A 14786-nucleotide genomic window follows, 5' to 3' on the forward strand; every position below is an offset into this window, starting at 1 on the left:
ACAAAGAATGATAAATAACTTATTGTTTATCATCTTATTTTGTTAGGGTTTTGCATCGACAGTGAAAAAGGATCTGTTGTGTAAAGGATTACAGCCTTTGGAGCTGGCGTGTAATGTCCAACAGATTTTGGGTGAGTTCTTGCAGGGAGGCATGTGTAGATGAATACACCGCGGTGCTATGGCGGACGATTAGTTCCGTGGGCAACAGCAGTGATGTACCCTGGGTAGGATCGCGTAGCGTAGTGAGCAAGCGGGTGACGCCTTCTTTACCTAATTGTCTGAAATCCTGACGAATGGTTGTCAGCGGTGGGGTGTAATACGCACTGTCCTGAGTGTCGTCAAAGCCGATAACTGACATCTGCTCCGGCACGCGCAAGCCATATTCGTGCAGGGCGCGCAGAACGCCAAGCGCCATTTGATCGTTCGCCACAACAATGGCGGATACGCGCAGAGATTGCCCCAGCAGAGCCAGCGTCTGGTGGTAACCGGAAGCGGCGCTCCAGTCTCCGTGCAGCACCGAAGCAGGGGAGAGTTGCTGTTTTTCCAGCTCGGCCAGCCAGCCTTCATAGCGCAGGCGGGCGGAAATTGAGGTCATTGGCCCTGTCAGCAGAGCGATATGTTGGTGCCCCAGTTGCACGAGATGCGTGATAGCCAAGCGTGCGCCGTGATCGGGATCGAACATGACGTTGAGTATGTTGGTATGCGGATCGGCATCCATAAACAGGGCGGGCGTATCGGCACAAGTCTGGCTAATGTGGGCGACGTCATCTGATGAGAGCGGGACATTGACGATAACACCACTGACCCGCTGAGAAAGCAGGTCGTTAACCGCGTTATTGCAGGTGTTGACATCCGGGCTGCTCAGCATGGACATCACGATGTTAATACCTAACTGGCTGGCGGTGCTCTTGATCGCTGCGGCAATTTGGGAAGGCGCGTGCAGTGAAAGATCGGTGGTAACGAGCCCCAGCGTGGTGATGGTTTTCCCTGCCAGTTGCTGTGCGACGCGGTTAGGCGTGTAGTTAAGCGCCGCCATCGCCTCTTCTACTTTACTGCGAGTGCGGGATGAAACATGAGGCGCCTGATTCAGCACGCGGGAAACCGTCTGATAGGAAACCCCAGCGTACTCGGCGACATCGTTTAATGTTATGGGTTTCTGTTTCATCGTGGCTATTCCGAGCGTGATTCCATGCGTGAAAGAGCATCATCATAACAAATCGCGTGGGTAATCCGTAATCGGTGTGCGTATTCAGGTGTAATCAACGCAGGCCGAAGAGAAGCTGACGTTTGTAGGCGTTTTTAGGTGTTTGTAAAAAGTAAAACCGGGAGCAAGCGCTCCCGGTTTGTGGTGAATGGCTACCCGCGGTTTACTGCTCCGACAACACAAACATACCGTAAGGGTGGATTTGCAGATAGTAGCTGTCGCCCGGATTCGGCTGAAGCTGGGTCGCGTTAACCTGCAACAGCATCGACTGCCCGTGCCAATCGACCTGCACTTCGTACTGCGGCCCCATGTAGGCGACCTGCGTGATCGTACAACGCTGGCTCTCTTCGCCCTGATGGCTGAGCGTAATGGCTTCCGGGCGAATACCGATGGTCGATTCGCTTAATCCGGCGGCAAAGCCCTGCGGACGCGGAATGAGATAACCGTAGATGTTCACGCTGTCTGCCGTGAAGGTGGCAGGGAAGATATTGGCATCCCCCATAAAGCTGGCCATAAAGCGGGAAGCTGGCTGGCGGTAGAGCTCCTGTGGTGCGCCCAACTGCATGATTTTGCCTTTGTTCATGACCAGAACCATGTCGGATACCGCAAAGGCTTCGCTCTGATCGTGCGTCACATATAGCGAGGTGATATTGAACTGCTGCTGAAGCTCGCGGATTTTCTCACGCATACTGCGGCGCAGGTTGGCGTCGAGGTTACTCAGCGGCTCATCGAACAGCAGGACTTTAGGTTTAAGGATCAGCGCACGCGCCAGCGCGACACGCTGTTGCTGTCCGCCGGAAATCTGGTCGACGTAGCGATCTTCAAACCCTTCCAGATCGACCAGCGCCAGCGCTTCTTTTACGCGTTGATTGATTTCCGCCTTCGGGCGACCGAGCATTTTCAGCCCGTAGCCAATGTTTTCCCCCAGCGACATGTGTGGGAAGAGGGCGTAAGACTGGAACACCATGCAGATATCGCGCTGTTGAATTGAGCGCTCGGTGACGTCTTCGCCATCGATGAAAATCTGGCCTTCCGTCGGTTTTTCCAAACCGGCAACCGCCCGGAGTACCGTCGTTTTACCGCAACCAGACGGCCCCAGCAGCGTGACCATTTTTCCCTGTGGGATCGCCAGATTCAAATCATCAATGACGGTGTTGTTGCCGAAACGTTTAGTGACGTGCTTCAGTTCAACAAAGTTTTTTTCAGTATTCAAAGTAATCACTCCGCTTAGTCACTATTCTTGGCTTTTGAGCGGGAAACCCGCGCTTCACCGACCAGATAATCGAACAGGAAAATAATGGCCAGCATGACCACAATCAGGATGGAACCGTAGGCAATCGCCATACCGTATTCACCGTCTTCCACGCGGTTAAGGATGTAAGATGTGGCGACGCGGGTGTCTGGCGTAACCAGGAAGATAATGGCGCTGACGGTGGTAATAGCGCGCACGAAGCTGTAAATCAGCGCAGATAAAATGGCCGGACGCAGCAGTGGAAGCAGAATATAGAACACCGTGCGCATCGAACCCGCGCGCAGACTGAGCGACGCCTCATCGAGCGATTTATCCAACTGCCCCAGCCCGGCAATACCCGCGCGGATACCGACTGGCACGTTACGCATCACCATCGACATGATGACGATCACTGCTGTTCCCGTTAAGTAAACCGGCGCGCTGTTAAAGGCCAGGATATAAGACACGCCAGCAACGGTGCCCGGTACCGCAAAGCACAGCATGGTGGTGAACTCGATGGCTTTCTTGCCGTAGAACTGTTGGCGCACCACGATGTAGGCGATAAGCAGCCCGAACAGTGCCGTAATCGGCGCGGCGATGCCCGCGAACAACAGCGTATCCAGCAGGGAAGGCCAGGCGCCGTCGCTAAAGCCTTGACCGAACAGCTTGCTGAAGTTGTCCAGCGTCAGGGTGTAATCCACGCCCCAGTTAACGGTAAAGCTGCCGTAGAAAATGCTGCCGTACAGCAAGACGTTAAAGGCAATCCAGACATAGAGCAGGATGCTGACGATCCACACCAGCGAAACGGGCAGCGGCTGCACATCACCCCGGTAGGATTTACCGGAAATCGTGACGTAGGAGCGTTTACCGATCCACAGATATTGCACGCAGAACACCGCCAGTGAGAACAGCAGCAGGATAACTCCAAGCGTACTGGCTGACTGATAGTCCAACTGCGCACCGGTGATGTAGAAGTAAATCTGGGTGGCGAGCACGTCGAAGTTACCGCCCAACACCAGCGGGTTACTGAAGTCGGCCAGTGACTGGACGATCACAATCAGGAACGAGTTGGCGAGCGCGGGTTTCAGCAGCGGCAGGAAAACCCGCTGAAAGGTTTGATAACGGTTGGCACGCAGGGTGTACGACGCTTCTTCCAGCGACGGATGAATCGTCTTCATCGCGCCTTCCAGAATCATAAACGACATGGGCGTGAAGGCGAGCACCTGTGCCAGCCAGATGCCGGTAAAACCGTACAGCCAGTTGGTGTTCGTCAGCCCGAACCAATCCACCATCAGCTCGGTCACATAACCGGAGCGGCCCATCATCAGCGTTACACCTAACCCGACGACAAACGGCGGCGTAACGATAGGCAGAATGGAGAAAATGCGGCCGATAATCGCGGAGCGGCGGGCGATGCGCGAGGTGTAGATTGCCAACACCATACCGAAGAAGGTACAGCCGATACCGACGGCAACCGATAGCAGGAATGAGTTCCAGATCACCCGTAAAATGTGTGTCTGACCCAGAATCTGCATAAATGCCAGCGGCGCGAATTCACCGCTGTCGTTGGTGAACATCGGGATGAAGATGGCGATGCTGGGGTAAAGAATAAACACGCCAATCAGCGCGATGATGCTGATGAGCGAGCCGATGACGAAGCGATCGCCACCCAGCCAGTCAAGCCTGGAGAGCGCCAGCGTAATAATCGCACTCAGTGCGACAAATAGTGCGATCGTGCCATAGCCCATTCCGCGCCCTTCAACCGTGGCACTGATGACCACGAAAAGCGCACAGAACAATGCATAAGCTGCATCAAAACGGTGGCGGCCACGCTGTTCCCGACCGGGCGTAAACAGCGGACGCGCCAGCAACCCTAATGGGAGCAGGAACCAAAGCAGGCTGATATTCAGGCTTGACCAGCTGTAGGCTGCCAGCAGTTCATCGCGTGAGGCATCCAGCAGGCCGTAATCCAGACTCCACGCTGGCAGCAGCAAGAAAGTTGCTGCAATCAGCGCCAGCCACAGGAATATAGGATCCCGCTTAGGCGTCGGTGAAAGCGTTCGTGTGTGTGACATAAGGTTCCCTGGTGCTTTATAGCGTTGTTTTATAAGATTGAATCGTCACAGGTATTGGTTGGTGAATAATATTGAGTAATGGTTAATCAGCGATGCTGAGAACACGGCGTTAAGCGAAATACGAGCAAGCTGCCGCCGTGTTCCCGTTGTTTTTGTCATCAATAAAGGTCAATGAATCAAAGGCAATGCGTCGAGATTATTGGCCCATTTTGACTTCGTTAACCCACTTGGAAATCAGATCCTTACGCACGTCTGCGGCACCGTATTTGTCCATGTCGTAGTTGATCAGTTTCAGATCCTGCAATTTCAGCGACAGTGGGGACGCCTCGGCGGTGGTGTTAGTCAGAATCTGGTAGGACTGTCCTTTCTTCCAGGAGAGTTCCTGTGCTTCTTTCGACAGCGCCCAGTCAACGAACAGCTTGGCGTTATCCATATTGCGTGCGCCTTTCAGGATACTGACGCCGCCAATTTCATAACCGGTGCCTTCACAGGGGGAGATCAGCGTCAGCGGTGCGCCTTTCTCTTTTTCCAGTGAATAGTCGTGCAGGAAGCCGATGCCGATAGCGGTTTCACCACGCGCGGCGTTACGTGCCGGGGCAATACCGGATTTGGTGTACTGCGACACGTTGGTATTCAGTTTTTTCAGGTAATCAAAGGCCTGATCCTGCCCCCAAAGCTGGGAGAAGGTCGCCAGTGCGGTATAGGCTGTACCGGAGCTTTGTGGATCGGCAATCTGGATTTCGCCTTTGTAGACCGGGTTGGTCAGATCTTTCCAGCACTGTGGAACCGGCAGATTTTTCTCTTTCAGGCGATCGGTGTTGACGCCAAAGCCAAGAATGCCGACGTAAACGGCAGATGAGTAGTTGCCTTTACGTTTAGCGGGATCGCGGAATTGCGGCATGATCTGATCGAGGTTTTTAGACTGATAGGGCTCCAGCAGATCCATTTCGCCAGCCTGAGATTGTGGATCCAGCGTGCCGCCGTACCAGACGTCAGCCTGCGGGTTTTTCTTCTCTGCATCGACTTTCGCCAGCGTGCTGCCGGAACCGTTGCGGATAAAGGAGGTTTTAACATTGTGTTTTTCACCGAAGGCCTTGGCTTCTTCCTCGCAGAAGGCGTTGGTGGCGCTACAGTAAATGACCAGGCGCCCTTCGGCACGTGCGGTGCTGGTGGTAACGGCAGCAACGGTCAGTCCAGCGGCGATGAGGGTAGTTAAGGTACGCAGTTTCATGATGTTTTCCTTCTCTTATCTAGTTATGGATGGTTATCGCTATTTTGATGTCATCAAACGTTCCCGGCGGCTGACACCTGCCATCAGCAGCGGCATCAATAACAATCCGATGCAGGCTGAAGCCAACGCCAGCAGAGTAAAAAATCCCGACCATCCGTAGTGTTGCAGCACCTGTGCCAGCGGCCAGCCCGCCAGCGCCGCCCCCAGATAGGCAAACAACGCCAGAAAACCTGTCACCGTACCTGCGGCATCCTTATGGCTGTATTCCGTTGCAGCCAGACCGATCAACATCTGTGGTCCAAAAACAAAAAAACCGATACTGAAGAAACAGGCTGCGAGTAGTGAATAGTGGTGAATTGGTGCCAGCCACAGCGCAGTCATGGTTAAAAACAGCCCGAGGGCAAACAGCAAAATCATCGGTGCGCGCTGACCACGAAACAGCAGGTCTGACCCCCAACCGGCAAACAGCGCTCCCAGCAATCCACCCAGTTCAAACAGCGACAGCGTGGCGTTCGCGCTCAGCAGGTTGAAACCGTGGCTCTCCGACAGCCAAATGTTCCCCCAGTCATTCAGTGCAATGCGAATCAGGTACACCAGAATGTAGGAGAACCCGAGCAGCCAGATGGTGCGGTTACGCAGAATCGCATCACGCAGAATCTGGCGCATCGGCATCGGCGGGCTCTGCTGCTCCTGACGAATCTCCAACGCATCGCGTCGCCACTGGCCGACACTCGGCAATCCCTGTTGCTGGGGCTTGTCGCACAACTGCCAACACAACCACAGGCCAATCACTATGCCGATGATGCCCGGCACCAGCAGCGCAGCCTGCCATCCCCATTCGGAGGCCAGATAGCCCGCGAGCAGGGGAACCGCCGCGCCGCCAATATTGATTGACGTATTCCAGCATCCCCACCAGAGACCGCGCTCATTGCGCGAATACCAACTGCTCAGCAGTCTGGCGCAAGGGGGCCAACCCCAGCCTTGAAAGAACCCGTTCAGCGCCCAGACAATCAGTAACCCTGTGAGCGACTGGCAGTACATGAACAGAATGTTCAGCACCCCGGTAATCATCAGCCCGACGCCCATAAACCAGCGCACCTGGCTGCGATCGCACACGATGCCGGAAATAAACTTGGACGCGCCGTAGCAGAGATAAAACAGCGTTCCCAGCAGGCCGATATCGCCTTTGCTTAACCCTAATTCCAACTGCATCACTGGCATGACGAAGTTGATGCTTTTGCGCGTCAGGTAAAACGTGGCGTACCCGATGACCATGGAAATCAGCAACCGCGGTCGCCAGTAGCGATAACGCTGGCTGATCTGTGTTGGTGAAAGCTGTCCCGTTGAAACCTGTCCCGTAAACATGGGTGCCTGCATGGGGTTCTCCGTCGCGTTGAGAGAAGAGTAGGGGGATGCGAATTAAAAAGGATGAGACAAGGTTTTAGGTAACTAGGAATAATTCTTAGCTAATCGTCTTTTTGTTTAAATTTTGTGGGCAGGTTAACAATTATGTGTGTGCCGTGCGGTGTGGTGGATTCACTGCTGGTCGCGGTCTTCACCAGCCAGTGACCGCCCAGTGCCTGAACGCGTTCCTCGATGCCCCGCAGGCCGAAGCCGCCGCTCGAAGGTTTTTTCTTGTCTTTTTGTGCAATGCCCACGCCATTATCAATGACGTCAAGCGTAATCAGGTTATCCTGCTGAGAAAGCCGAACCGTAATCTGCGTGGCGCTGGCGTGTTTATTGATGTTATTCAGCAGTTCCTGCACCAGTCGGTAAAGGGTGAAAACCACCACGTCATCGTTCGGGGGCGTGGGAAGCTGATAATCCAGCTGAAACTGGATGCCGCGTGCGGCGAAGGCGAATTCATCCGCCAGATGATGCAACGCTTTATCCAGCACCATCTCATCCAGCACTGGCGGGCGCAGCTGGCGCAGAAGCTGGCGCGTGGTGTGGTGGATGCGTCGCGACAGCTCGCTGATTTGTCCGGCAGCATGCTGGGCGGCCTCGGCTGGCGCGCTGTGTTTTACCAGCATGGCCTGAATCTGAATGGCGGTGATATTTTGGCCGATGTCATCGTGCAGCTCGCGTGCGATGTCTTTGCGCACGGCCTCTTCGGTATGGATGATGCGCTCCATGAGCCGCCGCCGGGTTTTCAGCTCCTGTTCCAACTGCTGACGGTAGCGCTGAAGCCGCTGTGCCAGCTGTTGCTGGCGGCTGATGGCGATCCCCAGCCCAATACCGAGCAATGCCTGCGTGGACAGGAATAGCTCCAGCTCGCGCAAATCGTCGAAGGCACCGCTCACCTGGCGGGTGACGGCAATCATCAGACTGCCGAGTACGGCGGAGAGCACGCCACCTTGCCAGCCGAATTTATACGCCATCACCACGTTGGGCAGAAAAACGAAGATCAGCAGCAGTCGCTCCATCTCGGGTGTGAACGCCATTTGCAGGCAAACGCCGATCGAAAAAAACAGTGAGCACCAAATCAGCAGCGAAGTACGCAACGGCGGATCGGGGATCTCCTGCGCCAGCAGGGTCTGTAAGTGCTGCTGCTTGATGTATTCGTAGAGCAGATAGATGAACGGAATCAGCAGGACGCCGCCGGTAAACGTGGCCAGCAGCGTCTGCGTCAGCTGCGAATGCAACCAGGGGCCAATCGAGATGCCGTGCAGAATCGTGTTGAGCGACAGCGCCGCTAGCAACAGCAAGAGGCGTTGCCAATAAAGCGTGTAGCGATGCCAGATTTTATGCGTGATGATGGCCGGAATCAGGCTGAGGAACGGGGAAAGCAGTAGCAGCGAACGCGTCATGAGCTGTTCGCTGATAAGCCAGCTCTGGATAGCAATTTCCGAGAGTAGCAAGGTCGGCCAGTATTTGCGCGGCAGCAAAATCATCAGCGCCAGCCGTAGCCCTTGCGGTAACAGTAGCAGTGCCTGTTGGCCGTTGTTGCTCAAATAGAAACTGATGGTCCACAGCGCCAGCCAGGTCAGACTGTAGAAAAAGGCCAGAAACAGCGTCATACCGACGACGTGCAGGCGGCGCATGGTTTATTTCCCGGCCAGCAATTGATGCTGTAGTGCAAAGTGCACCAGTTCAACCGTGGATTCACACTGCAATTTGCTGAGAATATTGGCGCGGTGCACGTGAACGGTTTTATGGCTGAGTTCGAGCTGTTCAGCGATGCTTTTCACACTAATCCCGTTGATCAGCAGGCTGAATATTTCCCGCTCGCGTGGAGTCAGTGCCAGCAGTTCCTTCGGTGGCTGCTGCTGGTGGCGGATGGCGTGCAGGGCATCCGCGCAGAGGTAAATACCGCCGCTACTGACCACGCGAACCGCCTGTACTAACTCTTCCGGGCCGCAGCGCTTTGTGAGATAGCCGCCCGCGCCCGCGTCCAGCGCGCTTTGTACAAATGCGGTGGTATCGTAAATGCTCAGAATAATGGCGCGAAACTGAGGACGCTGCTGACGCAGGCGGGTTAATAACGACAGGCCGCTTTCATCCGGCATGGCGATATCAATCACGGCAACGTCAATCGGCTGTTTGAGTAGATGCGGCCACGCCTGTGCCGCCGAGGCATATTGTCCAACGACCTGAATGTCATTCTCTAATGCCAGAAGCTGTGCAAAGCCAGACCGTACAACGATGTGATCGTCAACCAAAGCCACATTAATCATGGTTTCGCCGTGTAAATCCAAAGTCATCAAAGTGTCATAATGCGGGGGAATCAAGAGGTGAGCAATAGCAGATAGGTAAAATGGAATCGGCTTAACACATTCACCATATGCATTGACCGAATGATGAAAGGCATATTGATAGAACGCGGAGTTATTTGACTCGCTTAAATAACTTTGCCAAATAGTAGATCACTTGAAGGGAACTCAGTCCGAGTTATGCGATCTGATCAATCGCCAAACATCACAAATCACCAACCGGACTGAGCGATGCCGATCATAGCAGCAATCCCTGATGAAGAACGACGACTAATGCGTAAAGAAGCCCAACAGACACATGATAAAAATTACTCCAGACGACTCATCGCCATACTGATGCTGCATCGGGGAATGACTGTCACCGACGTTGCAAGACTGCTCTGTGCTGCCCGCTCATCCGTTGGACGATGGATAAATTGGTTTACTTTACATGGTGTTGAAGGTCTAAAGAGCCTCAAAGCCGGACGAGCACCGCGCTGGCCAGTCGCTGATATCCTGCATATGCTACCGCTTCTTATTAAACGCTCTCCTCAGGATTTTGGCTGGCTGCGCTCCCGCTGGAGTACCGAGTTGTTGGCACTTATCATTAACCGGCTTTTTAACGTGACGCTTCATCCTTCCACGTTACATCGCTATCTGAGACGAGCGGGCATTGTCTGGCGCAGAGCTGCGCCAACACTGAAAATCAAAGACCCAGATTATGAGGAAAAGCGACTCGCCATCGAACAGGCGGTCTCTCGGAAACAAACGGAGCATCCCGTGTTTTATCAGGATGAAGTAGATATCGACCTGAACCCGAAAATCGGTGCAGACTGGATGCTCAAAGGGCAACAGAAACGTATTACTACGCCGGGACAGAACCAAAAGTATTATCTGGCAGGGGCACTGCATTCGGATACGGGACGAGTCCATTACGTTGGCGGCAGTAAAAAGTGTTCTGATTTATTTATCAAGCTGTTAGAGACATTACGGCGGACATATCGGCGAGCGAAAACCATTACGCTGGTCGTTGATAATTACATCATTCATAAAAGCCACAAGGTGAAAAAGTGGCTGGGAAAAAATACGAAGTTCCGGTTGTTGTTCCTGCCCACGTATTCGCCGTGGCTAAATCCAATCGAGTTGCTGTGGTTGTCGTTACACGAAACGATAACGCGTAACCATCAGTGCCGGTATATGTGGCAGTTACTGGAGCAGGTAAAACTATTTATGAATGCCGCTTCACCGTTCCCCGGCAATCAGCATGGTCTGGCTAAAGTGGAGCGGTATTAGGCGAAGTTATTTAATCGAGGGACATACTGTTTTTTTCTTTAAATCAATATATTGAGAAATCAATGTATTTACGATATCAGGGAATCAGAGTGATGAAGAAATGGCGTATAGCTTTGGTAGCGGGAATGGTCACGGCCGCGATGGCGCTGACCGCATGCGATAACGCAAGCCATTCTGCCAACCACATTAAAGTGGGTGTGATTAATGGTGCGGAACAGGATGTTGCCGATGTTGCGAAGAAAGTGGCAAAAGAAAAATATGGCCTGGATGTCGAGTTAGTTGGGTTTAGCGGTTCGCTATTGCCGAACGAAGCGACGGATAAAAGTGATTTGGACGCGAATGTCTTTCAACACCGTCCTTTTTTGGAACAGCAAAATCGTGAACACGGCTATAAGCTGGTGGCGGTAGGAAATACTTTCGTTTTCCCGATGGCGGGTTATTCGAAAAAGATAAAAAATATCAACGATCTGAAAGATGGCGACACTATAGCGATTCCTTTAGATCCGACGAATCTGGGGCGGGCGCTGTTATTACTGGAGAAAACCGGATTAATTACCCTGAAGCCTGATACGGGTTTATTGCCGACGGTGCTGGATATCACCACTAACCCGCATAACCTACGTATTATGGAAGTAGAAGGTGCGCAGCTGCCACGTTTATTAGATGACCCGAAAGTGACGGTGGCGATCATTAGCACCACCTATATTCAGCAAACGGGTTTAACGCCAACGAAAGACGGTATTTTTATTGAAGATAAAGAATCTCCGTATGTGAATATCATTGTTACCCGTGAGGATAATAAGGAGGCGGAGAACGTGAAGAAATTTATTCAAGCCTACCAGTCCGATGAGGTTGAACAGGCTGCTAACCATATTTTTAATGGCGGTGCAGTAAAAGGATGGTAGCGATAATAATTTGATGGCTATGATGCAGTCACCTTTATTAATAATGTGACTGCAAATTAATTAAATAAGAAGCTATTCGCAAGGTTCTTTTTTTATTAAACTCGATTAATAAGCATAGTAAATTCTCTTATATACACTCTGTAATTGTCGAAGGCGTGTTATTTATTTTATTAATTAACACCTCAAATGACATTACTATTCACTAATTGTAAAAAGGAAAATTTATGGCTTATCCAACAACGAATCTTACTGGGATTATTGGTTTTGCAAAAGCAGCAAATGTTACCGGAGGAACAGGTGGTAAAGTTGTTACGGTAAATTCTCTGGCTGATTTTACATCAGCCGTGAGCGGTTCCACAAAAACGATTGTGGTGCTGGGTGCATCGCTGAAAGCATCCGCGCTGACCAAAGTGGTATTTGGCAGCAATAAAACCATTGTCGGTTCTTTCGGTGGGGCGAATGTGTTGACCAATATCCACCTGCGCGCTGATGCCAGCTCTGCCAATGTCATTTTCCAGAACCTGGTTTTTAAACATGATGTCGGGATCAAGGATAATGACGATATTCAGCTGTATTTGAACTACGGTAAGGGATATTGGGTCGATCACTGCTCATGGCCTGGACATACGTGGAGTGATAACGACGGTAGCCTCGATAAACTGATTTATGTCGGTGAAAAAGCGGATTACGTCACCATCAGTAACTGCTTATTCTCGAATCATAAATATGGCTGCATTTTCGGTCACCCGGCAGATGACAATAATAGCGCTTACAATGGCTATCCGCGTTTGACTATCTGCCATAACTATTACGAAAATATTCAGGTTCGTGCACCAGGCCTGATGCGTTACGGTTATTTCCACGTGTTCAACAACTACATCAATAAATTCCAGTTGGCTTTTACGGTCGCACAGAATGCCAATGTTATTTCTGAACGCAACGTATTTGGCAGCGGTGCGGAGAAGAATGGTATGGTTGATGATAAAGGCAATGGTTCAACCTTCACCGATAATGGTAGTTCACCAGCGGCGGTGGCAAGTAAATCGCCTGCGGCTAAATGGACGGCGTCATCTAATTATTCATACAGTTTGATGACAACGTCGGCAGCGCAATCCTGGGTCGTTTCGAATGCAGGTGCACAGAATAGTGCGCTGAAATTCCCGTCATAATTAGTAGGAGGGAACGTTAGATAGTCGTCTGTCATGCATATTTTTGTGTGCTTGATTTTCAAACGCTTTACGTTTTAGATTGATGGATCTTAGACACATGCCACTCGACATACTTTTTTATGTTGAGTGGCACTTTTTTTATTTTAATAATGATTATTTCAGTAGCATAATGATTTTACGAATACTGCGCAGAAAAATTTCTTTCATCAATAACTAAAAGTGTAAAAAAATTATTCCGTGCCATCAATATCGGATAAGATTGTTCTATAATAAACACTTGGAAAGCCCCATTAGAAGAAGTTTGTAAAGGAAAATAACAAATTTTGTGGGGGATTTTTTCGGCAGTCATGGAGGAATGATGAAAAACAGAGAGTTTATCTATTCAACTATGCCTACGTTTTTACTACGTAGCATTAGTGATGAACTTGTCAATCAAGGTTTTGATCCTGAAATAATTTTTTCCGGCCTCCCTATCACATTGCAAGATGTCAATGATCCCTATGTCCGTATTCCAGTGCTTCATGGACAAACAGTTATCCAGAGAGCCTTACAGCTTTGCCGATATGATGGCTTTGGGCTAAGGATTGGCGCTAATCATACTATCTCTACAATGGGGCCGCTCTATTTTGCTTTTATTACTAGCCCAACGCTCCATCATTTATTAGATATCGGATTTAAATATCAAGGGCTTATCCATGGGTTACTGCATTTCTCGTATAGGAAAGAAGAGTCGAGAAATTTGGTGTTATTTGCCCACAGTACATTTCAGCAGATCGATATTCTTACCTTTCTCATTGAGGAAGCTTTTTCATTCTTACCAAGAATGATTCAAGAGATGTCTGCGAAAAATATCCGGTTGATAAAGATAGACTTTAGTTTCCCTCAACCTTCTTATTTTGATAAATACCGGAAAAAATTCAACTGCGATTTACATTTTAACCAGCCGCATAATGCATTATATTTTCAAGAATCTATTTTACAATTACCTATTCCTACTCATGACCATGTCAATCATAAATTGATGTTGACGTTTCTTGAACAACTGCTTGAACGTTATGTTGTTCAGAAAAATATTGTTAATGAGGTATCCCTTATCCTATATCGAACGCTGGAAAAACCGCCAATGTTTGATGCAATAGCCAGACAGCTTGCAGTAAGTGAACGTACATTACGGCGTCGACTTGCAGAATGCGGTAAAACGTATCTCACGCTGCTGGATGAGGTACGTAAAGAGCGTGCTCTGGCATTGCTGTACACCTCAGGATTATCAATAGAAAAGATTGGCCTTGCGGTGGGCTTTGATGACATTCGTAGTTTTAGGCGTGCGTTTACTCGTTGGACCGGCAAGACGCCTCGTCAACTTCGTGCGCAGCGGCATACCTGAAAATGGCCGGATTTGTCCTCAATTGACCGCCGTACGCCCTTTTTTATTTTAATCACTATTGTAACCTCATCATGCAGTTCGTAAATAAGACACATTATGATTACTCAAACGAGGTATGCAACATGGACGTTACTTTTCATAAAAAGCTACTTATGGCTTGTTCTTTTACCGCCACTGTTTTCTTTCTGCCTGCATTATTTTCATCTGCTACGTCAGCAGCAACATTAGGTGGAGTGACTGTCATTACTAAAGTTATGTCTCATTCTGCCTGGCAAGATAGTTGGGGGGCTGCTTGGGATGAATGTCGTTCCAAGTATCGTGGGACTAAAAGTCTGGGATTTAAAGGAGCAACGCAAGGTATGTCTGAAACGACCGGCGGCGTATATTGGCTGGCCTCATGGGATTGTCACGATAAATAATAAATTGCTATGCAGTTATAAGTATCAACACTCTCTTTAATATTATGTAATATCAAAAGGACGTAAAATATGAGATTAAAAAAATTCGCACACTCGCTTTTTTTATCTGTAGCGTTGCATTAACAGCAAGCTATGTTCCTCAGGCTAGTGCGGTAATATTTGGGATTGTTAATGTTTCCGATC

Annotated in this window: 12 protein-coding genes; 5 read left to right on the plus strand and 7 right to left on the minus strand. The window is 50.3% G+C overall.

The features are described from left to right. Positions 1-88: 88 nt before the first annotated feature. The 7 genes from NAL19_RS07035 to NAL19_RS07065 form a co-directional block, all read right to left on the minus strand. Entirely contained in the window at positions 89-1165 is a 1077-nt protein-coding gene (locus NAL19_RS07035) for a LacI family DNA-binding transcriptional regulator (RefSeq protein ID WP_263059229.1), read from the minus strand. A gap of 202 nt (positions 1166-1367) precedes the next feature. Next, positions 1368-2426: a ferric ABC transporter ATP-binding protein gene (gene fbpC, locus NAL19_RS07040; protein ID WP_263059230.1), complete on the minus strand. Its 1059-nt coding sequence runs from the start codon at positions 2424-2426 to the stop codon at positions 1368-1370. 5 nt (positions 2427-2431) lie between these two features. Beyond that, positions 2432-4510, minus strand: a complete 2079-nt coding sequence (locus NAL19_RS07045; RefSeq protein ID WP_225087494.1) for an ABC transporter permease — start codon at positions 4508-4510, stop codon at positions 2432-2434. A 196-nt stretch (positions 4511-4706) separates the two neighbouring features. After that, positions 4707-5741 carry an ABC transporter substrate-binding protein gene (locus tag NAL19_RS07050; protein WP_263059231.1) on the minus strand — a complete coding sequence of 345 codons (1035 nt, stop codon included), beginning with the start codon at positions 5739-5741 and terminating at the stop codon, positions 4707-4709. A 39-nt stretch (positions 5742-5780) separates the two neighbouring features. Next, entirely contained in the window at positions 5781-7118 is a 1338-nt protein-coding gene (gene uhpC / locus NAL19_RS07055) for an MFS transporter family glucose-6-phosphate receptor UhpC (RefSeq protein WP_225087496.1), read from the minus strand. Positions 7119-7207: 89 nt separating this feature from the next. Continuing rightward, positions 7208-8785 carry an MASE1 domain-containing protein gene (locus NAL19_RS07060; RefSeq protein ID WP_263059232.1) on the minus strand — a complete coding sequence of 526 codons (1578 nt, stop codon included), beginning with the start codon at positions 8783-8785 and terminating at the stop codon, positions 7208-7210. A gap of 3 nt (positions 8786-8788) precedes the next feature. Next, positions 8789-9418 (minus strand): response regulator transcription factor, encoded by a 630-nt coding sequence (locus tag NAL19_RS07065; protein WP_043881903.1) that lies wholly within the window; start codon positions 9416-9418, stop codon positions 8789-8791. Positions 9419-9685: 267 nt separating this feature from the next. On the opposite strand from NAL19_RS07065, the gene NAL19_RS07070 reads away from it, so the two are divergent. The 5 genes from NAL19_RS07070 to NAL19_RS07090 all read left to right on the plus strand — a co-directional run bounded on the left by NAL19_RS07070 (position 9686) and on the right by NAL19_RS07090 (position 14603). Then, entirely contained in the window at positions 9686-10726 is a 1041-nt protein-coding gene (locus NAL19_RS07070) for an IS630 family transposase (RefSeq protein WP_263059225.1), read from the plus strand. 89 nt (positions 10727-10815) lie between these two features. Further along, positions 10816-11631, plus strand: coding sequence for a lipoprotein NlpA (nlpA, locus tag NAL19_RS07075; protein ID WP_411561421.1), 816 nt, complete (start codon positions 10816-10818; stop codon positions 11629-11631). A 224-nt stretch (positions 11632-11855) separates the two neighbouring features. Further along, on the plus strand, positions 11856-12800 hold the full coding sequence (locus tag NAL19_RS07080; protein ID WP_263059234.1) for a polysaccharide lyase: 945 nt from the start codon (positions 11856-11858) through the stop codon (positions 12798-12800). A 355-nt stretch (positions 12801-13155) separates the two neighbouring features. Continuing rightward, a complete protein-coding gene (locus tag NAL19_RS07085) occupies positions 13156-14184 on the plus strand; it encodes an AraC family transcriptional regulator (RefSeq protein WP_225087499.1) in 1029 nt (342 codons plus the stop codon). A 122-nt stretch (positions 14185-14306) separates the two neighbouring features. Further along, positions 14307-14603, plus strand: coding sequence for a hypothetical protein (locus NAL19_RS07090; RefSeq protein ID WP_225087500.1), 297 nt, complete (start codon positions 14307-14309; stop codon positions 14601-14603). The last annotated feature ends 183 nt before the right edge of the window (positions 14604-14786 follow it).

Source organism: Pectobacterium sp. F1-1, assembly GCF_025643735.1.
In the GTDB taxonomy this organism is placed as follows: domain Bacteria; phylum Pseudomonadota; class Gammaproteobacteria; order Enterobacterales; family Enterobacteriaceae; genus Pectobacterium; species Pectobacterium colocasium.